Annotated in this window: 23 protein-coding genes; 16 read left to right on the forward strand and 7 right to left on the reverse strand. The window is 49.6% G+C overall.

Features of this window, described 5'->3' with window-relative positions; all coding sequences use genetic code 11:
* Positions 1 to 182 precede the first annotated feature (182 nt).
* The gene (locus KTO58_RS20165; protein WP_157752830.1) at positions 183 to 1,727 is read left to right on the forward strand and encodes a S41 family peptidase; all 1,545 of its coding nucleotides are present in this window, start codon (positions 183 to 185) and stop codon (positions 1,725 to 1,727) included.
* Positions 1,728 to 1,730: 3 nt separating this feature from the next.
* On the opposite strand, the gene KTO58_RS20170 is transcribed toward KTO58_RS20165, so the two are convergent.
* Together KTO58_RS20170 and KTO58_RS20175 are read right to left on the reverse strand one after the other, a co-directional pair.
* A complete protein-coding gene (locus KTO58_RS20170) occupies positions 1,731 to 2,627 on the reverse strand; it encodes an aldo/keto reductase (RefSeq protein ID WP_095837647.1) in 897 nt (298 codons plus the stop codon).
* A gap of 27 nt (positions 2,628 to 2,654) precedes the next feature.
* A complete protein-coding gene (locus KTO58_RS20175; RefSeq protein WP_095837646.1) occupies positions 2,655 to 3,488 on the reverse strand; it encodes a CvfB family protein in 834 nt (277 codons plus the stop codon).
* 229 nt (positions 3,489 to 3,717) lie between these two features.
* On the opposite strand from KTO58_RS20175, the gene KTO58_RS20180 reads away from it, so the two are divergent.
* On the forward strand, positions 3,718 to 4,197 hold the full coding sequence (locus KTO58_RS20180) for an ADP-ribosylglycohydrolase family protein (protein ID WP_225859847.1): 480 nt from the start codon (positions 3,718 to 3,720) through the stop codon (positions 4,195 to 4,197).
* 42 nt (positions 4,198 to 4,239) lie between these two features.
* On the forward strand, positions 4,240 to 4,836 hold the full coding sequence (locus KTO58_RS20185; protein WP_198315178.1) for a suppressor of fused domain protein: 597 nt from the start codon (positions 4,240 to 4,242) through the stop codon (positions 4,834 to 4,836).
* 10 nt (positions 4,837 to 4,846) lie between these two features.
* Here the strand turns inward: KTO58_RS20185 and KTO58_RS20190 are convergent, their stop codons facing one another.
* Together KTO58_RS20190 and KTO58_RS20195 are read right to left on the reverse strand one after the other, a co-directional pair.
* Positions 4,847 to 5,335: a hypothetical protein gene (locus KTO58_RS20190; protein ID WP_095837644.1), complete on the reverse strand. Its 489-nt coding sequence runs from the start codon at positions 5,333 to 5,335 to the stop codon at positions 4,847 to 4,849.
* Between the two features lie 46 nt (positions 5,336 to 5,381).
* Complete coding sequence (locus KTO58_RS20195; RefSeq protein WP_095837643.1) at positions 5,382 to 5,738, reverse strand: DoxX family protein; 357 nt, start codon at positions 5,736 to 5,738, stop codon at positions 5,382 to 5,384.
* Between the two features lie 69 nt (positions 5,739 to 5,807).
* Between KTO58_RS20195 and KTO58_RS20200 the strand changes: the two genes are divergently transcribed.
* On the forward strand, positions 5,808 to 6,269 hold the full coding sequence (locus tag KTO58_RS20200) for a VOC family protein (protein ID WP_225859848.1): 462 nt from the start codon (positions 5,808 to 5,810) through the stop codon (positions 6,267 to 6,269).
* Positions 6,270 to 6,342: 73 nt separating this feature from the next.
* On the opposite strand, the gene KTO58_RS20205 is transcribed toward KTO58_RS20200, so the two are convergent.
* Positions 6,343 to 8,556 carry a catalase gene (locus KTO58_RS20205; RefSeq protein ID WP_095837642.1) on the reverse strand — a complete coding sequence of 738 codons (2,214 nt, stop codon included), beginning with the start codon at positions 8,554 to 8,556 and terminating at the stop codon, positions 6,343 to 6,345.
* Positions 8,557 to 8,864: 308 nt separating this feature from the next.
* Between KTO58_RS20205 and KTO58_RS20210 the strand changes: the two genes are divergently transcribed.
* Entirely contained in the window at positions 8,865 to 10,013 is a 1,149-nt protein-coding gene (locus KTO58_RS20210) for a glycoside hydrolase family 88/105 protein (protein WP_095837641.1), read from the forward strand.
* Between the two features lie 96 nt (positions 10,014 to 10,109).
* Positions 10,110 to 11,408 carry a serine hydrolase domain-containing protein gene (locus KTO58_RS20215; protein ID WP_095841473.1) on the forward strand — a complete coding sequence of 433 codons (1,299 nt, stop codon included), beginning with the start codon at positions 10,110 to 10,112 and terminating at the stop codon, positions 11,406 to 11,408.
* A 44-nt stretch (positions 11,409 to 11,452) separates the two neighbouring features.
* On the opposite strand, the gene KTO58_RS20220 is transcribed toward KTO58_RS20215, so the two are convergent.
* Entirely contained in the window at positions 11,453 to 14,602 is a 3,150-nt protein-coding gene (locus tag KTO58_RS20220) for a lantibiotic dehydratase (RefSeq protein WP_095837640.1), read from the reverse strand.
* A 435-nt stretch (positions 14,603 to 15,037) separates the two neighbouring features.
* On the opposite strand from KTO58_RS20220, the gene KTO58_RS20225 reads away from it, so the two are divergent.
* The 6 genes from KTO58_RS20225 (at position 15,038) to KTO58_RS20250 (ending at position 18,171) form a co-directional block, all read left to right on the forward strand.
* The gene (locus KTO58_RS20225; RefSeq protein ID WP_157752829.1) at positions 15,038 to 15,184 is read left to right on the forward strand and encodes a hypothetical protein; all 147 of its coding nucleotides are present in this window, start codon (positions 15,038 to 15,040) and stop codon (positions 15,182 to 15,184) included.
* A gap of 35 nt (positions 15,185 to 15,219) precedes the next feature.
* Complete coding sequence (locus KTO58_RS20230) at positions 15,220 to 15,351, forward strand: class I lanthipeptide (protein ID WP_198315177.1); 132 nt, start codon at positions 15,220 to 15,222, stop codon at positions 15,349 to 15,351.
* Between the two features lie 161 nt (positions 15,352 to 15,512).
* Positions 15,513 to 15,683 (forward strand): hypothetical protein, encoded by a 171-nt coding sequence (locus tag KTO58_RS20235; protein WP_157752828.1) that lies wholly within the window; start codon positions 15,513 to 15,515, stop codon positions 15,681 to 15,683.
* 33 nt (positions 15,684 to 15,716) lie between these two features.
* On the forward strand, positions 15,717 to 15,902 hold the full coding sequence (locus KTO58_RS20240; RefSeq protein ID WP_157752827.1) for a hypothetical protein: 186 nt from the start codon (positions 15,717 to 15,719) through the stop codon (positions 15,900 to 15,902).
* A 172-nt stretch (positions 15,903 to 16,074) separates the two neighbouring features.
* A complete protein-coding gene (locus KTO58_RS20245) occupies positions 16,075 to 17,295 on the forward strand; it encodes a lanthionine synthetase C family protein (protein WP_095837639.1) in 1,221 nt (406 codons plus the stop codon).
* 249 nt (positions 17,296 to 17,544) lie between these two features.
* Complete coding sequence (locus tag KTO58_RS20250; protein ID WP_095837638.1) at positions 17,545 to 18,171, forward strand: response regulator; 627 nt, start codon at positions 17,545 to 17,547, stop codon at positions 18,169 to 18,171.
* A gap of 57 nt (positions 18,172 to 18,228) precedes the next feature.
* Here the strand turns inward: KTO58_RS20250 and KTO58_RS20255 are convergent, their stop codons facing one another.
* The gene (locus KTO58_RS20255) at positions 18,229 to 18,939 is read right to left on the reverse strand and encodes a GIY-YIG nuclease family protein (RefSeq protein WP_225859849.1); all 711 of its coding nucleotides are present in this window, start codon (positions 18,937 to 18,939) and stop codon (positions 18,229 to 18,231) included.
* A 127-nt stretch (positions 18,940 to 19,066) separates the two neighbouring features.
* Between KTO58_RS20255 and KTO58_RS20260 the strand changes: the two genes are divergently transcribed.
* From KTO58_RS20260 to KTO58_RS20275, 4 genes are all read left to right on the forward strand, one after another.
* Positions 19,067 to 19,708 (forward strand): SCO family protein, encoded by a 642-nt coding sequence (locus KTO58_RS20260; protein WP_095837637.1) that lies wholly within the window; start codon positions 19,067 to 19,069, stop codon positions 19,706 to 19,708.
* Between the two features lie 19 nt (positions 19,709 to 19,727).
* Positions 19,728 to 20,102: a hypothetical protein gene (locus KTO58_RS20265; RefSeq protein WP_095837636.1), complete on the forward strand. Its 375-nt coding sequence runs from the start codon at positions 19,728 to 19,730 to the stop codon at positions 20,100 to 20,102.
* A gap of 53 nt (positions 20,103 to 20,155) precedes the next feature.
* Complete coding sequence (locus KTO58_RS20270) at positions 20,156 to 21,016, forward strand: helix-turn-helix domain-containing protein (RefSeq protein WP_095837635.1); 861 nt, start codon at positions 20,156 to 20,158, stop codon at positions 21,014 to 21,016.
* Positions 21,017 to 21,187: 171 nt separating this feature from the next.
* A complete protein-coding gene (locus KTO58_RS20275; RefSeq protein ID WP_095837634.1) occupies positions 21,188 to 22,627 on the forward strand; it encodes a c-type cytochrome in 1,440 nt (479 codons plus the stop codon).
* Positions 22,628 to 22,631 lie beyond the last annotated feature (4 nt).

The raw sequence follows: 22,631 nt of genomic DNA on the forward strand, positions 1-22,631 counted from the left end.
TTTTTAGCAATAAAAAAGGGGTGGGATTGGGATGATATACTTTAGAATGTGGGGGTGGCGTTATTAAATTCTGTCATTTGAGCGACATAAAAAGCAGATTTAGCGTTTTTTTAACTGTGGGCATTATAATGCTTCGTAATATTGGTCTATCTCTCTTGATCTACTTCTTTAAATTTATTTTCATGCGCAAACGTCTAACTAGTTCCGGCGCTGCCATCTTCCCTCTACTTTTTTTATCGGCGGTGATATTCACTGCCTGTAAGAAGGACAGTAAGTCAGATCCGCAGCCGGGCAATCCTGATCCGGTGAACAATACTGCCAAATCGGATGAGGATTCTCTTAAGTACCTGATGTACAGGACCATGCAGGTGTCTTATGTGAGTGGGGGTCGGAGTACGACTACGGACCTTCCCTCCTACTACTGGTATACGCAGGTACCTGCGATCGATCCTTTCAGTGCGACTTATGCGAAGGCGGAGGATCTGTTAAGTGCGATGATCAACAAGGTATCGCCTACGGACCGGTATAGTTTCCTGGACAGGACGGGATCGCTGGCGAACAAGTTGCAGAATGGCATCAGCCAGGATGCGGCACCTGGAGAGGGTGGCAGTTATGGTATGGAGGTGACGTATGCGCTGGATCAGAGTAACAAGAGCCACCTGATGGTATTGTACACGGACAAGAACGGGCCGGCATCGGCAGCAGATATACAGAGGGGTGCGGAGATCACGGCGATTAACGGTGATGCCAATATTGCCTATGATAACGGGGGGCCTATCAGTCAGAAGGTGTATGCTGCTATTCACAGTTCGAAGCAGGTGACGTTGACGGTTCGGAAGCCGAAGGCGACAGCGACTGTGACTATACCACTGACTTCTACGAGCTTTAAGATCAACCCGATATTATTTGACAATGTCAGTAATGTAGGTGGACGTCAGGTAGGTTATTTCTCTTTTTATACTTTTTCCAGCATTTATGGTGACAATGATGCGCCGACTAATACGAAGCAGGTGTTGGATCAGTTGTTTGCCAAGTTCAAGGCAGCTGGTATACAGGACCTGATCGTAGATCTACGTTATAATGGCGGGGGTGCGGTGGTGACTGCGGAATACCTGGACAATGCGATCGCTCCTGCCAGCGCGGGCGGGCAGGTGATGTATAATTTTATTTACAACAACAAGTTAACGGCTAATCTGAGCAGGACGGGACTGGAATCGGTAGTAAAGTTTGACGGTACTACGGGTGGCCTGAACCTGACGCGTGTATTCTTTATTACGAGTGGCAGCACAGCATCTGCCAGTGAGCTGACGTTACAGAACCTGAAGCCATATATGAATGTGATATTGGTGGGTGATAAGACCTATGGCAAGCCGGTAGGCTTCATTCCTTTCACCTTATCGATCTATAAGAGCGGACAGGAGAAGTATATGGGAGATCTGTATGCTATCAATTTTGAGACTAAAAATGCGCGGCAGGAAGGCGGTTATTTCACTGGCATTGATGTGAACAAGCAAGCGACTGACTTTGTGAATGTGCCCTGGGGGGATGCACAGGATGAGCACCTGCAACAGATATACAGTTATATCAATACCGGCGCTTTCAAGCGGGATGCCAGTACGGAGCGTGTTATCAGCAACCCGGACAGCAGGAAGGTGATGTCTACTGCTCTACCATCCGGGTCATTCAACGGTATGATCGATTATCGCCAGCGCGGAGGTATCCGTTAAGGGTTAGCGATGTTGATCGTATTGGAGGGCCGGTGCTGCGGCCTGTAAATAAGCGATATCTTTTTCTGATAATGGAGGGGTGGCAGTTAGTTCTGCCGCCTCTTCGAGTTGTTGGAGGGTCCGAATGCCGACGATGGCGCTGGTAATAGCCGGGTGATGGAGGGCGTAGCGGATGGCGGTTTGTGCGGGCAGGCGTTCGCTGCCGGAGTGGTTGTTGATAGCTTCTGCTGCTCTATGTACGGCGGTGGCGTCGTGGTCGAGGTAGGCGCCGGGGGCTTTACCTGCGAGCAGGCCTTTGGCTACGCTACCTCTTGCCAGCACGCCTATTTCGTGTTGCTGGAGGAGTGGCAGGCAGGATTCTTCCGGGCGTCTGTCCAGCAAGCTGTATTGCATCATGACGCTGGTGATGCCGGCCCGTTGTACGTATTCGCGGATGACATTGGGCCGGATGGAGGAGATGCCATAATACCTGATCTTCCCTTGTTGTTTCAATATTTCGAAGGCGGCGATGGTATCATCGATCGTATCTTCTATGGTGCCACCATGCAGTTGATAGAGATCTATGTAATCGGTCTGCAGGCGGCGTAAGCTATCTTCTACTGCTTTGAGGATATATTCCCTGGAGGGATTCCAATCCCATCCGCTGCCATCGGGTCTCCATTGGTTACCGACCTTTGTGGCCAGTACGACCTCTCCCCTTTTTTGTTTCAGGGCTTTACCCACGGACATTTCGTTTTGTCCGTGATCGTATAGGTCTGCGGTATCAAACAAGTTGATGCCTTTATCAACTGCGATACCGATGAGGCGGTCATTTTCTTTGTCGTCGTTTCCTAATGACATGCAGCCGAATCCGACGCGGCTGATACGGAGGGAGGATTTGCCCAGCAGGTGATATTCCATCGCGATGAATTTATGGGTAAGCTAGCTTTATTCTTCTATCAGTTGGATGCCTGTTTGTGTAAAGGCGATGCGGCGTTGTTTGTACAAGGCACCGGTTGTCATTTTGAATGTTTTTTTGCTCATGCCGAAGAATTCATAGATCTCTTCCGGATCGGATTTATCGTGATACGGGAGGTAGTTATTATTTTCTTTGAGTAGGCGAATGATCTTTTCGCTTTCGTCTTCTACTTTTTTATAGCCAGGTTGTCCGAGTACGACATCCAGTTTATTGTCTTCGCGTATTGCTTTGACGAAGCCCTGGAGTTGGTCGCCGATATCTACGGTACGGAATACGTCGCCGAAGTGGAGGATACCGGTATGTTTGTTATTGATGATGACTACGAATCCGATCTCTGTGCGGCGATAGATGGTGATGTTGACCATTTCTTTTTCGCTTACGGTGAGGGGATCGTTGCTGAGGAACTGTTCTATTTTTTCGGTGGCGGCTACTCTTCCTGTCATTTCGTCGATATAGATCCTGACGAGGTATTCCTGTTTGGGAACCATGCGGGAGAGTTGTTGAGAGAGCGGGACGAAGATGTCTTTCATGAGGCCCCAGTCGAGGAATGCGCCCTGTGGGGTGACGCTAACGGCCTGAAGGTTGACTATATCCCCTACTACACCTTTTGGCTCTTGGGTGGTGGCGATGAGCCTGTTTTCCGAGTCATGATAAAGGAACACTTTCAGTTCATCCCCTATTTTGGTATTGGCAGGTACGAAACGTTTGGGCAGTAATATTTCCTGATCAATTCCTTCGAGGTATACACCGAAATCTGCCTGTTTTTTAACGCGTAGCCAGTTATAGTCGCCGATCTTTATCATAAATGTGCTGTAGATTATGGGGCGAAGGTACGTTGTTAATTGGTAAGAGCGGGGCTGGCGATCTCTGCTACAAAAATTTTTATCACCTTAAGTCTAAGATTATCAATGATATGAATTATTGCATTTTATTTGCATTAACGCTTAAATTGCAATATCGGATACTACCGTCTAGTATCTGTTTTGCCGATTGGAGGCAATTTATACCTTAGCGAATAAGCATATCTGGCATATGACAATGATAGCTCCTATCCGAGCTGTGTTATTTGATGTTGCGGCGGGAGATGCGCTTGGCGTACCTGTAGAGTTCCGCAACCGCGTTGAGTTATTACAGCAACCGGTGTCGGCGATGACCGGCTTTGGTACACATGGACAACCGGCGGGTACGTGGTCTGATGACAGTTCTCTCACTTTTTGTCTAGCGGAGGCGTTGACGCAGCGTTATGATCTGCGACTGATAGCGGACTATGTATTGCATACGTTGGAGGCAGCGATCTGGAGTATCCTGACGACTGATGATTACCAGGGAGCTGTATTGAAAGCGGTGAACCTGGGTAGTGATACGGATACTACCGGTGCGGTAGCTGGAGGACTGGCAGCTTTATTGTATGGGTATGGCAGTATTCCTGCCGGATGTATCGCCGAATTAGCCCGGCAGCAGGACATTGCCCGACTGGCGCAACGTATGGCAGCCAGGTATGATCAATTATAACAACAAAGTGGCCTTGCGGAGCCCTGATATATCAAGTAATGCATGGAACTGACTAACCACCAAGGAGGGCAGGACCCTCATCCGTCTTCGCCTGTAAAACTGTATATGCAGCATCTGGATAATATTTTCCAGCAGGAGCCTTCTTTTTTCCGAAATGAAAGTACGTTACCCGGGGTACCCGGGGTATCTGCTATTATATACCAGGATGTGCCTGAGCCCGGGTATATTACTGCGTTTACTTATGGCTTGTCGCTGGTGGATCATCCCAGCTGGAAGCATGGGCGTCCGGAGCTGACGATCACTGTAAAATCGGATCAGCGGGAATGGGGTACGGCGTTGGCTTATATTGCCAATGAGCTGAGAGGGGCGTGTGCATTCTCCTACGGGGAGACGATCCGGTTTGGCGGGCCTATTGCAGCGGATTCAGAGATGGATGCTTTTTTAGTATTTGCCCCCAGTATTCTTGAGCGGGAGGATTATACAGCTATCAATACAGGCGAAGCGCTTCCTATCACTATAGCGGCCCTATACCCTATCTATTCGCAGGAGATCCCTGTATACCAGGCGATGGGGTTACAGGAGTTCTGGCATCATCCGGGGTTTGATCTTTATGACATACAGCGGCCTCCTATCGGGTGACCGGAATAGGTTACTGGGTTTTCAGCCAATACAGCAAAATATCATATTCTTTTTCCGGCAACTTCTGTTTGTCTACGATCATGTATTCTGACAACAGGGGGCGGGACTGGATATGGAACACGACCCCTGACGGGGATTCCCGGTACCACTGTATCTGTTCTCTCTTTACTTTCAATTCTTTTTTTGTTCTCATATCCTGCCATATCAGGAAACCGGGGTATAGCGATACGTATATGGGGTATTGCGCGCGTTGCCGGGCTTGTATGCCGGCGGACACCCACATTGTGATCATACTCAGCAATAAGGCTCCTAACAGGATGAGCATGAACAATCTTACAGGAGGTGTGGCGGTATATTCGGCCATATGCAGTCCTACTGTTGCAAATATGGCTGCAAACAGCAATCGCCAAAAGCTACGGCGTATAAAATTCAGCCATTTAGCTCTCAGGAGATTGGTAAAATCGGAGACGACTGTAATGCGCAATAGTTCTTCTGACATAAGCTATGGTTTAGTATGTACCGTAAAAATAAGCACTCCCTTGTATTTAGCGCGTAAATATCCAGGCCCACCATATGAGCACTGCCTGCAGGGGTAGCCGAAGCCAGGCGGCCCAAAGGTATTTATGTTGTACCTTCTGAAAGTTGAGCAGCATTTGGATGTTGGCCGGGAATATGGCGATGAGCAAGGCGATGATCAGCCAGGCGGCGATGACACGGGTGCCTGGCGGGATGAGCAAGGCGCCGAACGCTATTTCACATATGCCGCTGATATAGATCAGTTCGAGGTGCCAGGGGAGCCAGGGCGGCATGATGGGGGTATAGAAGCGGGGATTGATGAAATGGTTGGCTCCAGCAGCGATGTAGAGCAATGCCATTATATACAAGGATATTTCTTTTGCCATGATATCTGTATTTACGTTACCAATTTAGTATGTATTGACAAGCAACGTTCCAGTTTGTATCTTGTTCAGATGAAAAGACTGATATTCCGTTTTGTGCTGCCATTGTCGATGATATTGTTGTCTTTGAGCGCCAGCAGTCAACAAAAGAAAAGCCCGGTATTAAACCATATTGCCTTATATGTGGTGGATTTGCAGAAGAGCACTGCTTTTTACCGGGATGTATTGCAGATCGATACTATTCCGGAGCCCTTTCATGACGGGAAACATACGTGGTTTAAGATCGGGGAGCATAGTCAGTTGCATATTATTTCTGGTGCGGCGGCTGTTACGGCTCATGAGAAGAGCAGTCATCTGTGTTTCAGCATTCCTTCTATGGATGCTTTCATTAAGCGGCTGGATCGGTACCGGCTTGACTATACTAACTGGGCGGGTACGGCGAAGGCTCCTACCCTGCGTGTGGATGGGGTGAAGCAGATCTACCTGCAGGACCCGGACGGGTACTGGATCGAGATCAACGACGACAAGTATTGATATTGCTCTAAATCGCATACGGCAGCCACACCGAGGTGGCTACCGTATGTATGTGTATGTGGATATGGTATTGTCAGGCGGGTACTATATCGTTTTGTTCCCGTTCCCAGAACCGGTGTTTGGCGATGGCCTGCGGGAATTCTTTTGCTGTCTGCTGCGGTTTCTTTTTATTGACGATGAGACCTGCGCTGGCGTTGGGGGAACCGTTACCAGGTAGTTTATTTCCCACATAGGATGCCAGGAGGATGTTTATCCCTTCATCATCTGCCGCGATCGCTTTACAATGCCGATATGCTTCATTCACGAAGTGAATGGCATCTGGCGAGGCTTTGAGTATATCTGTGCTTTTCTTTCCTCCCGGCAGGTATACGGCGTCGAACAGGACGGAAGCTGCTATCAGCAGGCTTTGATCTACCGGTATTTCCGACCCTTTATTGCCTTTAATGGTGCCTTGATGCGGGGCAATCAGTTTGACTTGGGCTTGCCCAGCTGTCAGTGCTTTTTTTACGATTTCCAGTGCTTGTTCGTCTACGCCGTCGGCGACGAGGATGGCTATTTGCCGGGAGCGGATGGTATTTTTTATGGTATTGGCCATGCTGAGTGCTTCGGAGCGATCGACGGCCTGCTGGACGAAGTGCGGTTGAAAATCTTTAGGATCGCCATCGGCGGGGATGCTGCGGTTGATGGGTTGTTCGGGGGCTTTGGGTACAGGTATTCCCAGGCCTTCTGCGACGCGGGCGGCCAGTTTTTTATCGACCTGGGTGAGTAGTCCTACTACACGTTGTCTGATGGCCGGTATTTCCACTTTGCCCAGTTCGAAGCGCAGGGCATTGACGATGTGAGTTTGTTCTGCTTCGGACTGGCTATGGAAGAAGAGGGCGGCCTGGCTGAAGTGGTCGAAGAAACTGCGGCTGCGGCCTCTTATTTTCTGTGCATCTATCTTTTCTGTATGGGATGCGAATCCGCCCTGGGACCATTTAGCCTGGAAGGGACATCCCCCTCTGATGGAGTTGGGTTCGTAGCTGGTCTCTCCGCGGTTGATGGTCTGCCGCATGTATCCATCGCGCTGGTTATTGTGTACGGGAGCGATGGGTCTGTTAATAGGTATTTCGTGGAAGTTGGGGCCACCTAACCGGATGAGTTGGGTATCGGTGTAAGAGAAGAGTCTGCCTTGGAGTAGCGGATCGTTGGTGAAGTCGATGCCTGGTACGATATGTCCTGGGTGGAAGGCTACCTGTTCTGTTTCAGCGAAGAAGTTGTCCGGGTTGCGATCGAGGGTGAGCTTACCGATACGCTGTACGGGGATGATCTCTTCGGGGATGATCTTGGTGGGGTCGAGCAGGTCGAAGTCGAATTTGTGTTCATCTTCTTCGGGAACGAGCTGGACGCCGAATTCCCATTCGGGGTATATACCATTTTCTATGGCTTCCCAGAGGTCGCGGCGATGGAAGTCGGGATCTTTACCAGATATTTTGGTGGCTTCATCCCAGGCGACGGAGTGGACGCCGAGGAGAGGTTTCCAATGGAACTTTACGAAGGTGGATTTCCCTTTATGGTTGATGAAGCGGAAGGTATGGACGCCGAATCCTTCCATCATGCGCAAGCTGCGAGGGATGGCCCTGTCTGACATGGCCCACATGATCATGTGCATGGATTCGGGCATGACGGAGACGAAGTCCCAGAAGGTATTGTGAGCTGTTGCTGCCTGCGGTATTTCGTTATGTGGCTCTGGTTTTGCGGCGTGGATCAGGTCGGGGAATTTGATGGCATCCTGGATAAAGAATACCGGGATATTGTTGCCGACGAGATCAAAGTTGCCCTCGCGGGTGTAGAATTTGACGGCGAAGCCGCGGACATCTCTGGCGAGGTCTGTGGAGCCGCGGGAGCCAGCGACGGTAGAAAATCTGACGAATACCGGTGTTTTTATATCCGGGTTCTGCAGGAAGTCGGCCCGGGTGTATTCAGACATGGATTTATATACCTGAAAATATCCATGGGCGGCGGTGCCGCGGGCATGAACGATACGTTCGGGGATACGTTCATGGTCGAAGTGAGTGATCTTTTCGCGGAAGATGAAGTCTTCCAGCAGGGACGGGCCTCTGTCGCCTGCTTTGAGGGTATTTTGATTATCGTTGATACGGACGCCCTGATTGGTGGTCAGGAATTGCCCGTCACTATCTTCTGTATGTGATTGCAGTTGATCGATCTTATCGTTTTGGGTGATGGTTGGCTTATTTACCGAATTGGATTTGCGAAGCGTTGGCTTCTTGTCTTTTTTTCCGGCCATAGCGATAGTATTTTTTTTTGTGAAGAAAAAGTGCAGTAATAAAGGTTTTGCTGGTCGCAGGGAAGGAGGCACAAAAGCCATGCCGTGCGGGTATTCCCAGTACCAGCGGAGGTTGGAGGAATATGGTGTAGCGGTTATTCCCCTGGTTGTATGTATTGCGTATTGTTCAGGTCGACAGTAATAGGATTTTGGGTTATGTTAATATTTGTTTGTGCAAACGTTTGAATACCCCATAAAAACCATTATTTTTTCATTGAAATATTATCTACCATTCCACATTTTACTGACCAAGATTTATATCACGCGTTATGAGGACATATTCATTCAAACATGTACGTATGGGGGCGATGTTATTATTATCGGCTGGCGTGTTGCCTGTTGTTGCGCAGCAGGCGAGCGGGGATCTGCGACATTTTCCGAAGGGGGCAACTCCGGAGGAGGTAGGTAAGCGGATAGCGGTTCATTTTGTGGCGACGCCGCATACTAATTTCGGGCGGCCGACGCCGCCGAAGATCCTGACGTACCCGGAGACCTGTACCTGGTATGGGGCGTTGGTGTTTGCGAAAGAGAGTAAAGACCGGCAGCTGGCGGCGGACCTGAAGGCCCGTTTTGAGCCATTGTTCACGACGGAGGCGTCGATGGTGCCACCGGCGGATCACGTGGATCATACGGTATTCGGAGCGGTGCCGCTGGAGTTGTACCAGCAGACGAAGGAGGCACGATTCCTGGAATTGGGGCAACGTATGGCTGACAAGCAATGGGGAACGCCGGAGGGGCCACATGTGAAGCCGGAGGCAGCGGGGTATCAGGCCCGTGGATTGAGCTGGCAGACCCGTATGTGGATAGATGACATGTTCATGATCACGATGGTACAGTCGCAGGCTTACCGGGCGACCGGCAATAAGGAATACATTGACCGGGCGGCCCGGGAAATGGTGGTATACCTCGATTCTTTACAGCAGCCTAATGGGTTGTTTTACCATGCTCCTGATGTGCCCTTTTTCTGGGGACGTGGCGACGGTTGGATGGCGGCTGGTATGAGCGAATTATTACGATCTCTGCCGAAGGACAATCCGCATCGTGCGCGTATAATGGCTGGTTATAAAAAGATGATGGCCTCACTTCTCCAATACCAGGCGCAAGACGGTATGTGGCGGCAGCTGATCGACGATGCGGCATCGTGGCCGGAGACCTCTGCTACGGGTATGTTCACTTTTGCGATGATCACCGGTGTGAAGAACGGGTGGCTGGATGCGAAAATCTATGGTCCTGCTGCGCGTAAGGGCTGGCTGGCGCTGATCGGTTATATTGATGCTCATGACGATGTGCGGGAGGTGTGTGAGGGTACGAATAAGAAAAATGACCGGCAGTATTACCTGGACCGTAAACGTATTACCGGGGATCTACACGGGCAGGCGCCGGTATTATGGTGTGCTACGGCATTACTGCGGAAATAGAAAGCCCCTTGCTTTCGGGGAAGCGCTTTTCAGAAGAGATGGTGCTGGTATTTACCAAGCATTATGTCTATCTTGATCAGCGTATCAAAATTTGTTATGAAAAAGCTATTATTCCACGCAGGCCTATTGCTTATAGCCAGTGCTCCCGTTTTTGCCCAGAAGACAGCCATTACTTTACAGACAGGATCACCCGCCAGTGTGGGGATGTCTGAGGAGCGACTGGGACGTATTGACAAAGTATTGCAGGAGTATGCGGACAAGCGGTGGGTGAACGGTGTGACGGCGATGATCGTCAAGGACGGTAAGATCGTTTACAACAAGGCATTCGGATATGACAATGTAGCGCGGAAGACGCCGATGAAGACGGATGAGATCTTCCGTATTGCGTCGCAGACGAAGGCGATCACGAGTGTGGCAGTGATGATGTTGTATGAAGAAGGTAAGTTCCTGCTGGATGATCCTATTTCCAAATATATTCCTGCCTTTAAGCATCCTAAGGTGATCACGCAGTTCAATATGTTGGATACGACGTATACGACGGCGCCTGCGAAGCGGGAGATCACGATCCGGCATTTGCTGACACATACGTCGGGTATAGACTATGCGCAGATCGGCAGTAAGGAAGCGAATGCGATGTATGCAAAAGCCGGTGTGATCGGTGGCATTGGAGTAGGTAAGATCCTGCTGGCGGATAAAATGAAGATACTGGGCGGACTGCCTATATTCCACGAACCCGGTGAGAAGTTCACCTACGGGTTGAATACGGATGTGCTGGGATACCTGGTGGAGGTATTGTCTGGTATGAGCCTGGATCAGTTCTTACGGCAACGTCTTTTTGAGCCATTGGGGATGAAGGACACTTATTTCTACCTGCCGAAGGAGAAGCAATCGCGGCTGGCATCGTTGTATTCGGAGGATAAGAACAGTGGTACGGTGGAGTTGATGCCTGCGATGCGTGACCTGAACGGGAATTTTGTGCGGGACTATCCTAATGAGGCCGGCACTTATTATTCCGGCGGCGGAGGTCTTTCCTCTACGATGTATGACTATGCTATTTTCCTGCAGATGTTACTGAATGGCGGGGAGTATAACGGGCAGCGTATATTGGGGCGTAATACGGTGCGTATTATGACGATGAATCAGATCGGGGATGTGGCTTATGATGAGGTGGGGAATAAGTTTGGTTTGGGATTCAAGGTAACGACACCGGAGGGCAGCAGTTTTTCGCCCCTTCCGGAGGGCGTATTTGAATGGGGTGGCATGTTTGCCACTACATACTGGGCAGACCCTAAAGAGCGCGTAATCGGGCTTATTTACCGCAATATATGGCCTACTTCCCGCGGGGAGTTGCCATTAAAATACAAGGTGCTGGTTTACCAGGCGCTGAACAGATAGGCGGTCCTGCGTATGGGATCGGGCAAAGCGTATAGTGCGGGGCACTATACGCTTTGTTTTTTGTGAATGGCGAGTCTGGAGGAGTAGTAGCGTTCGAGGTAGTGATAGATGACCAGTTCGTGTTTGCGTTGGTTGGACAGGATCATGCGGTTGATGAACATGTGGATATAGCTGGTCATCCTATCGATGAACGGCGCCGGTTCGCCATCGTTGTTGCCGAAGGCGCTGATGGCTGCTCTGAGGCGTTCGGAGCGGCGGTTGAACAAGGCGATGGCGGCTTCTATTTCGTTGGCTTCATCCTGGTTGGGATCGAGGAGGCTATGTAGGCGCGGGGTATGGTCGCGGTATTTATCATTGAGTTGTTGCAGCAGGGATTTAGCGCCACCAAATTCGGTGTGGAAGGCCTGTTGCATTCTTTTGAGCAAGGCTGCTTTTGCTGCCAGGTCGTATCCGAAATCGTCGAGTAGCATATCTATGCCTCTGGCGGCCAGTAGCCAACGGAATTGTTCTCCCTCTTCTCCATCGAGGAGGTCGAGCAGTTCGATGACCGCTTCGCTATCGATGTGGAAGAAGTCTTCGCTGAATTCCATGGTGTGGTAGCCATATCGTTCTATTTCTCTTTCGTAGGTATCTAGTTGTATGCGATAGGTGAGTTCCTGGCCGGCATCGCTGATGGCGGTGTGCAGGCGTTCGAGCACCTGTTGCCAGAAGTTGCCGCCATCTGTTTGATGGAACCTGATCCGGATGTGCGGGTTAGGGTCGGCATATCGGATGAAGAACCATTTATCGATGATCTGTTCTTCCATCAGTTCCTGTACCAGTGGCCGCAATATGTTTTTCAGGATATTTTCGCCGCTGGCGGTGCCACCATATATTTTGACATAGAGCCATTCGCTGCCTGGCAGGAAGCGGCGCTGCGGAGGTGTTATGACTGTAGTATCCGCAGTGGCGCCTGCTGTAGTGATGGGGACCGGACGGGTACTTTTCAAGGGGAAGATGACTTCGTTAGTATATACGCCTTCTGCACTTTTTATCCAGCATTGGTCGACGGTGTTCAGGACTTCCTGGAGGTTGACCTTTTCCTTTTTGAGCAAGGTGGCGGATAGTATTTGTAAGCAGCATTCATTGCCGGTATCGAGGAGCAGTTCGTTATCGCCTTCGGCCAGCACTACATAGCGAGGTAGCTGAAGGCGGCCTTTCAGTTCTTTACTGAAGGTGGCGATGTCTGGTGACTGGTTGCCTTTTTTAGGCAGGTTATTGAGGGAAGGAAAGTCTTTTTTATGGAGTATCCAGGTGCATCTGCTGAGGATGATCTTCCCGTAGCGTACGCGAGGGAGGAAGGGCTCCTCTCCTGCCAGGTTCCATTGCCAGGACAGGAAGGGTGTGAGTTGTTGTGTTTGCAGGTCGCACAGGAATTTGTAGGCCGGGAGGCTGCCTGCGTGGAAGTTGTGGGCAGTGCTGAGCCGGGGTATGACCTGTTTGTTGAGTTTTTTGGAGCGCAGGATAACGGTATCCTGTTGTACGCTTACCAGGAGGTCTGACAGTGGTATTTGGTGGGAGTTTGGTACGCTGCCTTGTCCGAGGTATACGATCTCATAGTCGCGAAGTTGGGGGCGCATGAGGATGTTACCGGTTCTGGATTCGGGCAGGTGGATGACTTCGGCGAATACGGTATTGGGGCGGTATTGTTCTTCTTCGCGGAGGCATTCTTTCACTTTTGCGGTGAGGGTGGTATCGCCGTGGCAGAAGCGTCCCAGCAGGTTAGCTGCGGAGGGGCCGGTACATACGCCCAGTTCGAAGCGGTATTCGCCTGCATCGATGGCTTCAGCGCTGGCGCCGAGGATGCTACCCATGAGATAGAGGCTGTCGGGTATTACCGGTTCTTTTTTATCCTGTAGTTCGTTGAGATCGTCGTTGGAGAGAACGATCTCTTGTTGTCCGGCGAGGAGACAGGCCTTTAGTTTCTGGGTTTGGAAGGTATGGAACTTACTCCAGGGAATGGAGGTAGTTTCTGTCTGCTGGCCGGTAAATATCTTGTCTACGAGGGGGGTATGGTCTGCGGCGGTGCCGGTATGGTCGCCGTAGCCGATGCCGGCATCGGTATCGAGTACGGCTACCAGTGGTACTTCACCCTCTTCGTATCGTTCGGCGAATGCTTTACAGAAGTTTTTGAGATCGTTATTGTTAGCGGGCCGGGCTATTTTCCACAATTGTTGTACTTGTTGTTGAATATCGGCGATGAGGGATTGGCTGAGTGTGTTGGAATCGGTAGCCAGGAACAGGTCTGTTTGTACGAGGTCTTTCCGTTGTGTTTCGGGTAAGAGGGCACGTACGAGTGCATGTGTTTCGAAGTATTTGTCGACGCCGGCGGACTGGTTCTGCAGGAGTTCATGGATGCGGGTGAGTGGATGCAGGAGTGGGTCGGTGTGTTGTAAGGCGGACAATTTACCGAGGAGTACGCGGAAGAATTCTTCTCCGGTGACGGTAGGTTCGAAGGTGCTGAGCAGTATCTGGCTATCTATCAGTTCGAGTATGAATTCGCGGGCTTCTTCCAGGGATATTTCGTCGTTGATGAGTATTTCGCACAGTTCGGGTATGGAAGCGCCATTTTCGGCCCTGGAGAGGACGGCGTCGAGGTATTCGGAGGCATTGACGGCGGTGAGGTCGTAATGCCGGAATTTGTTTTGAATGGTGAAAGCTGCGTACCGGTATGCCCCTGCCATTTTGTAGATGGAGTTGTTGGGGAACCAGGTGAGTTGTTCTTTTATGGCAGGTTCGCGTATGATCATGTTGGTGAGTTCGGCCACATAGTTCATATCGAGGCGGCAGTGTTTTTTATATTCTTCCCTGGGGGCGAGTACGATGCTGGTATGCTCTGCGGGCTTCCCGGTGGCGCAGCCGGCGAAGAGGCCATAGGGGGTACATCTGCTGATCATGCGGAGCAGGTACCGGAAGAGGGACAGGGCCAGTTTATTGACGGCGGCGGTGTCTGTGAGTTGCCCTTCCTGCCATTTCTGCCATTGCTGGTAGAGTTCGGGGGAGGCGATATAGATGGCTTCCTGCAGGTCGGGGGTGTTGAATATTTCGTTGATCTGCTGTGGGAGATCAGACAGTTGCCAGTTACTGATGTTTTGGACCAGGTTGAGTGGCAGATAGGGTGTACGGATGAGGTAAAAATCTTTAAAAGCGATCATGGTTCATCTAAATAGTCTCAATATTAGCAAGGTAACGTTGCTGAAGATAGGGGCTTTTACGCAAAGAGCGGTCTCCCCTTTTCAGGGGATATTTAGTTGCTTGTCGGGCCTCCCAAGTCTAAATATAAAAAATCCCCTTTTTACATGAATTTTAGAATGGAGGTTTCTCTTACTTTTAGGAGCGCTTTGAACAATTGAAGAATAAACCATTTGCCATGAGAAAAGCCCTCCCGACCAGCGAACCGGGTGGGGACGAAAGACAGACAATACTATCCGTTGCTACGAAGTGAGATTTCCATAGTTGTAAGGCGATCTGTTATCCTCCACATCTGAATGGATGTGTGCGTGGTTATTGCGGGGATGCTATTCTTTCAATGTGTATTTCCCCGTTACCGTTGTGTTTCTACATTTTCCAAATATCTAAAATCGTAAACCATGAAAAAGAGAACCGAATCAAAATTGAATCTGGGCAAGATCAAAGTGGCTAAGCTGAGTCAATCCAACCAGGAAGTAGCTTTTCGTCCTACTTATACTGGCTGCAGTCTGAAATGTACGCCTCCTATCAGCCTGGCAGGTTGCTAATCCATTATTGATTCACGCATTTAAAGATCGACCACATGAAAAAGATTGAAACCAAGAAACTGAACCTGGGTAAAGTTAAGATATCCAATCTGAGCCATCAGCAGGGCGAAGCTGTTCGTCCTACTTATACTGGTTGCAGTCTGAAATGTCCTCCTCCTACCCGCTAATTACCAGCGATGGAAAGGGGCCGGCCGGTTGAGATGCGGCCGGCCTTTGTTTTTGCGGGTGTTGTTATTACTGCAGTGGCAGGTGCTGCAAGATGCGGTAAATTTATTAGTGAGACGCTCTGTAATTCCTTTTATTTTTTTCACTTTTTAAACTATTTGTTATGAAGAAGAAGATTGAAAAAAAGCTGTCACTCAGCAAGATTAAAATTGGTACGTTGACGCAGTCATCTGTTGATGAAGCGGGTATCAGCGGTAAGTTCTGTGTGTCTGTTGTGATCGCCTGTATCAGCCAGGGAGCACCTGTATGCAGCGAGGATTCCTGTCGTTTCTAATCTGCGGTTATTACGATCTAAAATTGTTTTGTTATGAAGAAAAAGACGCAGAAGAAGCTGGTGATCAGCAAGCTCACGATAGCGAATCTGAGTGTTCCCAGTTTTGAGGCAAATGGTATCAGCGGCGTGGTATGTCCGTCGAGGGAATGCGTGTCAGTGTTCCTTACCTGTGCCAGTCAGGGGGCTCCTGTATGCAGTGAGGATTCTTGTCACTTCTAATTTATCAGTATTTCCCATTTACAATTCGGGGATGCTTCCGGCGGCAGTACGGATATAAAAACGTGGAAGTTGCATATTGGCATAATATGGCGGTATTGGCTTTTATATTTTATATTTGGTATTTTACGTTCCGTGGGAGTATCCCCGTTATTCATTGAACGAATCACCCAATATGGACCCAAAGACAAGTGCGAACCAGGTATTATCAACCATCAGCGAAGTATTAGTATCCCATTATACCGACCAACAGGAGTTGCCCGGCTTGCTCAGCGGTTATACCGGAGCGGCTTTATTTTTTGCTTATTATGCGCAGTATACGGGAGAGCAGCGGTACCAGGATTTTTCTTTTGAGTTATTAGAGCGGAGTATTACGGCGATGTCGGAGGATGCGATGATCCTGACGCATTGCACGGGTATATCTGGTATTTGCTGGACGATACAGCATTTTATCAACCAGGGTTTTGCGGACCAGGAGGGTATGGAGGATATTTTTGAGGATGTGAATGAGATGTTAGGAGCTTATATGCGGGAGGAGTTGGTGCAGGGGCAATGTGATTTTCTGCACCAGGGATTGGGGGCAGCGGTTTATTTCCTGGAGCGGCCTGTGGATGAGGTGTCTACGCGTTATCTGACGGAGGCGGTGCAATTGCTGTCGGCGTCGGCGACGGAGTTTGCGGACGGCATCAGCTGGAAGGATCAGTTTTCGAAGACGAGTATGCAATTGTCTGGCGATGCGGTTTGTTATAATCTTGGGTTGGCGCATGGGATGCCGGCGATACTGATGGTATTGGGGTTGATATATGTGAAGGGTATTGCGCGGGAGGAGGCCCGTCGTTTGCTGGAAGGCGGGGTGCGGTGGTTGTTGTCGACGCGTAACCAGGAGGCGACTGCGAATCAATCTTTGTATCCGGTGATCGTAGACCCTGAGAAGAAGGCATATGCGACGAATGAGAGTCGTTTGGGATGGTGTTATGGAGATCTGGGTATTGGTATTACGTTATTGAATATTGGTCATTGGCTGCATAATGATCTGTATAAGTCGGAGGGGCTTGGTATCCTGCAGCATATTGCGGCCCACCGGGATGCGGAGAATGGCGGTATCAATGATGCATGTCTTTGTCATGGCAGTGCGGGGGTATCCCATATATTCCGCCGGGCATATCGGCTTACGCAGGACCCGGTGATGCTGGCAGCTGCGGAGCGTTGGCTGGAGGAGGCATTAATTGCGAATACGCATACGGATGGAGCGGCAGGCTATAAATTTTTTGCTGCTACTTCTTATGAGAATAGTTACAACTTACTGGAGGGGATCAGCGGTATAGGGCTGGCGATCCTTGCGAGTCAGGATACGCAGCAGGCGCCTGACTGGGATCGTAGTTTATTGATATCTTAGCGACCTCTTGTCACACTACCATTAAAAAAAATCCCTGTGGTAATGCGGGCGTAACAGCCTATGTTATAACGCATATTTGTTTGTATTTCAACCCATGAATACTGCGATGGTGGGCCGTTGCCGGTCTTCACATCGACCTTGTCTGAAATGCTTCTTTTCGTTATATTACATGGTATGATCGAAAGCCTGTAATGTCCACTTTGACCCGAAAGACTATGCCAAACAGTCTCTTGTAAACCTGAAAGAGCTATGATCCGTGTATTTTTCCTGGATGATCACCCCTTAGTATTGGAAGGGTTGCGTTCCCTGTTAAGTATTGAAAAAGACCTTGAGCTGGTAGGCCAGGCCCGGAATGGGGAGTCCTGTCTAGCGTTTTTATCTCAACATTCTACTGATATCATTTTGATGGATACTACGTTGCCTGATATCAGCGGGATAGATCTTTGTGGTGCCATTAAGAGTAAGTATCCTGGTATTATGATACTAGGTTTAAGTTTTCTGAAGGACCGTAAGTACGTGTGTGGGATGCTGGACAATGGTGCGAGTGGTTATGTGTTGAAGAATGCTGATAAGGCGGAGTTGGTGCAAGCGATCCATGATGCTTATGCTGGTAAGACGTATTTATCGCATGAGGCGGCGCAATCGTTGAAGGGGGAAGGCCGTGGAGGTGACGGGCATCTGCCTAACCTGACGCGGCGGGAGAAGGAGGTATTGTTATTGATATCGGAGGGGAATACGAACCCGGAGATTGCGGAGAAGTTGTTTATTAGTGCGGCGACGGTGGATAGTCATCGTAAGAATCTGCTGGCGAAGCTGGAGGTTCGCAATACGGCGATGTTGATAAAATGTGCGATAGACCGGCAATTGCTGGCCTGATCTATAGCTGTCATTACATTATCCGTTCATGCCTTTTGTGTGTATGGGCGGGTAATGTCAATATAGTTGATTTCTGAGTATTCGTTTGACCATGTGTACGGTGGTGCGGCTGATTTGTCCTTTGTAGAGGGCGACGATGCTATTTTCGCTCATTCCTGTTTCCAGATCATTTACGATGTAGACCCATTTGCTCAGGAATTCTGAGTTGGGTGTTCTGTGTTTGAGGAGCCGGCGTACGGTTTCGATGACGGCTTTGCTGACGGTACCTTCGTGGAGAACGAATATTTCGTCGGTGTTGAGACCCAGTTGGATATCGTCGGCGATGCGGGAGTAGTCGTGCAGGTATTTTTCGTTGGCCTGCATGATTTGGAGGAGGGGGTTGCCGGTGAACTGGAGGGGAGGATTTTTCTTTTGTTTTTGGAGGGGTGCGAGTGCGAAGTTGCGGGCGATGTTATCGCAGATGACGAGGTCATCGTTGCTGAGTTCGAACCATTCTCCTTTTACGCGTTTATGTTGAAAAACGACGTGCAGGCTTTCTTCGAGTTCGTTGATATTTTCGGCGCTGTATTGGCGGATGACGCGGAAGATGATGGGCAGGTGGGTATGATAAGAGGCCAGGCGTTTCTGCAAGTCCTGCGTTCTGCCGATCTTGTAGAGGTTTTTTCCTGTTCTCAGGATATATACACATTTACCATTTTGTACCTGTTCCATGTATTGAAATTGGCGGGATGCATATGAGGCCGGGGCATTACCGGGCTTGATACTCATAGGATCAATTTGCATCCTTCGTTCTCATTGCAAAATAAGGAAAAATCCAGCAATAAGTGATAGTGCGGGGGGGATTAAAGGCAAGTATGGGGGATAGTGGTTTGAAAATAAGCTTTAGTTTTGCCGGATGAAGCATCCTGGTCTTATTTATATGCTTGGTTGTGGTGTGGTATTGTTGCTGGCATGTGGGCGGCAGCCGAAGCAGTTGCCGATACTTGGACAGCGTTCGTACGACACGGTGCGTACGGGCGGTACGGTGAGGGTGGATACGTTGTATCCGGAGGTGCCGGCATTTTCGTTTGTGGACCAGGATAGTCAAGTGGTGAATAATGCGACTTTCCGGGATCGTATTTATGTAACGGATTTTATTTTTCTTTCTTGTCCGACGATTTGTCCGAAGATGACGGCGAATATGCTGGAGGTGTACCAGGTATATGACGGGGATACGGCGGTGATGTTATTATCGCATACGATTGATCCGAAGCGGGATACGGTGGGTAGGTTGAAGGCGTATACGAAGGAGTTGGGGGTAAGCCGGCAGTGGCGTTTTGTGACGGGGAACCAGGATACGATCTTCCGGTTGGCGGAGAAGGGTTATTTTTCTGCGGCGGGGGCTGACAGTACGGCACCCGGTGGCTATATACACGGGGGAGGGTTGTTGTTGGTGGACCGGCATCGTCATATCCGGGGGGTGTATAACGGGATGGACCGGCGGGATACGGAAAGATTAATAAAAGATATCCGGAGGTTACGGGAAGAGCAGTTTTGAATTAACTTTGTGTTATTGCATGTTGAAACGACTGGCCGCCATATTATGCTTACTTATCATACTATTCCAGAGCACTTCTCGTTGCTGGATACTGGCGGCATTTTATATGAACCGGCAATATATTGCTGAGAATATCTGTGTGAACCGTTTTGATTTGATCCCGGTGTGTCGTGGTATTTGTTTTTTGGACGAGCAGATGACGAAGGAGGCACAGAAGGAGGAGCAGTTACCGGATCTGAAGCAAAAAGAGATCTCTTTGTTCTGCACTACGCTGGCGGACTGGGAGCCGATGATATTGACGACTACGTCTGAGAATTACCCTCCTGCTCATAATAGCGGCAGTACCGCTACGGCTTATTTGCCGGATGTATTCCACCCTCCTGTTGGCGCCTGATACTTAAAGATTGCGCTTATTTTTTTCTTGTCATCAGTTAAATCAGGACCATTATGCGAACGGTAGCATTATCAGTTTGCGGTATTGGCATGTTTGGTGAAGGTATCAGGCATTTTTGGATGAGCGACCTGAAGGGTTTGCTGGAGGAATATCCTGCGCTGGAGTACCCACATGCTCAAGATTTTTACACTTTATTACTTATAGAAAAGGCGTCGGGGGAGATGATGATCGATGAGGTCCGGGTCCGGTTGGATGAGGCGAAAGCGATTATTATCAAGCCGGGCAGTATCAGTTCTATTGACATTAACCGGCAGGCGGCGGGGAAGATCATTTGTTTTACGGATGATTTCTTTTCGTTGCGGTATAATAATAATGTGCTGCATCAGTTTTCTTTCTTGAAAAACGGGATGGCGCCTTATGTGCGATATAATGATGCGCAGCAGCGGCGTGCGGGGTTGGTGAGTGGGTTGATGCACGAGGAGTATCAGCAGAGTAAGAAGGAGGCTTTTAAGGTATTGCGTTCTTACCTGAACATTTTGTTGTTTGAGATGGAGCGGTTGTATCATCCGGGCGGCTGGAAGCAGGAGGCAGGTATCAAGGCGGAGAAGGTGGTACATTTTGAGAAGCTGGTAGATGAGCATTTTATGACGCAGAAGATGCCATCGGCGTATGCGGATATGTTGTGTGTGAGTCCTAACTATCTGAACAAGCTTTGTAAGGAGGTGCGTGGGTTCACTACGGGCGAGATCATCCGGAAGCGGGTGGTGATAGAGGCGCAGCGGTTGTTGCATTATACTACGTTGCCGGTGAATGATATTGCTGACAAGCTGGGATTTGAGAGTCCGAGTTATTTCATTACATTTTTCAAGAAGCTGACGTTGACTACGCCGGAGTTGTTCCGGAAGCAGGATTGAAAAATGACATTATGTTATTGAAAACAGCAAATGGCGGGGATAAAATTCCTGATCGTTGCGATGTTCGTTGTATAAAGCAGGCATGTTTTTTAAAACATCCTGCTTTGTCATTTTTATGCAGAACGTACTATGGGTAAGAACTTTGTGTGCTGACCAACGCATTTTGTTCTTATGGATTTTCCGATGTTTCATCTTGACTGGCTGAATGATCGTTTTTTGATAGCGATGATAGCCATTATTCATGTGCTGATCAATCATGGATTGGCGGTAGGATTTGTGCCCTTTGTAACGTGGCTGGAGCAGCGTGGGGTGCGTAACAGTCCGGGGGACCAGGTGACGGATATGGCCTGGGACCATATGGTTTACCGGCTGATGTGGGTGGCCTTTATTATTACGACGACGGCGGGGGCGATGACGGGGGTAGGTATTTGGTTTTCGGCGGCGCTGATCAGTCCTAATTCTATAGGCAGTCTGATCCGGGTATTTTACTGGGCATGGTTTACGGAGTGGACGGTATTTGTGACGGAGGTGGTATTGATCCTGATTTATTTTCTTACGTGGAAGCGCAGTAACCGGTCGTTACATTCCAAGCTGCGGCATATTCGTTTTGGTTGGTACCTGAGTATTTTTTCCTGGATCACGATGGCGATTATTGTCTCTATCCTGGGGTTTATGATGGACCCCGGGAACTGGAATGCGCATCACAGTTTGGTGAATGGTTTTACGAACCCTATTTATTTACCTCAGTTAGTATTCCGTACGCCTACGGCGATGGTGGTAGGCGGTAGTTTTGCTTTTTTCCTTCTTTTATTATTTACGGAACGCGGCAGTGCGATGCGGCTGCGTGCGATCCGTTATGCGGCCCGCTGGATACTGGTGTGGGCGCCGTTTTCCTTATTGGGTGCGATCTATTATTACCAGGCGATGCCGGAGGCGATGAAGGCTAATATGAGTACGGCGGTGGGTACGATGGAGTTTGTCCAATACTATGCGTTGTTGCGATATTTCATTATCGGGGCGATCTCGCTGACGGTGGTATTGTCGGTGTTTACGTTGATGCGTCCGCGGGCGGTGCGGTTGTATATGGCGGTATTACCGATGTTGCTGGCATTTGGGTTCCTCGGTATTTTCGAGCGGGTGCGGGAGTTCGTGCGTAAGCCCTATGTGATAGGCGGGTACATGTATTCCAACCTGTTGCGGGAGGAGGATTATCCTTTGTACCAGCGGGACGGCCTATTGCGGCATGCCACCTATGCCAGCGGGGCGACTATCACTCCGCAGCATAAGCTGGCAGCGGGGCAAGATGTGTTTATGCTGGCATGCAGCCGTTGTCATACGACGCAGGGGGTGAATTCGATCGTATCGGTATTTGAGCGGTTGTATGGGGAGGGTAAGCCATTTGAGGAAGCCAGTATTGCCGGTTATATTCCGAACATGCATTTCGGCCGGCCCTATATGCCACCATTTCCTGGCAACAAGGAGGAGCTGGCGGCGCTGGCGGCCTTTATCAAGCGCTTGCAGGAGACGGGCGCTACCTTACCCGGCGCGCAGACTGCCGGTGTGGTGGTGAATCCTGTGCAGGATACTATTACTCTCACTCAACATCCATAAACGA

This window comes from Chitinophaga pendula, from assembly GCF_020386615.1.
GTDB lineage: Bacteria > Bacteroidota > Bacteroidia > Chitinophagales > Chitinophagaceae > Chitinophaga > Chitinophaga pendula.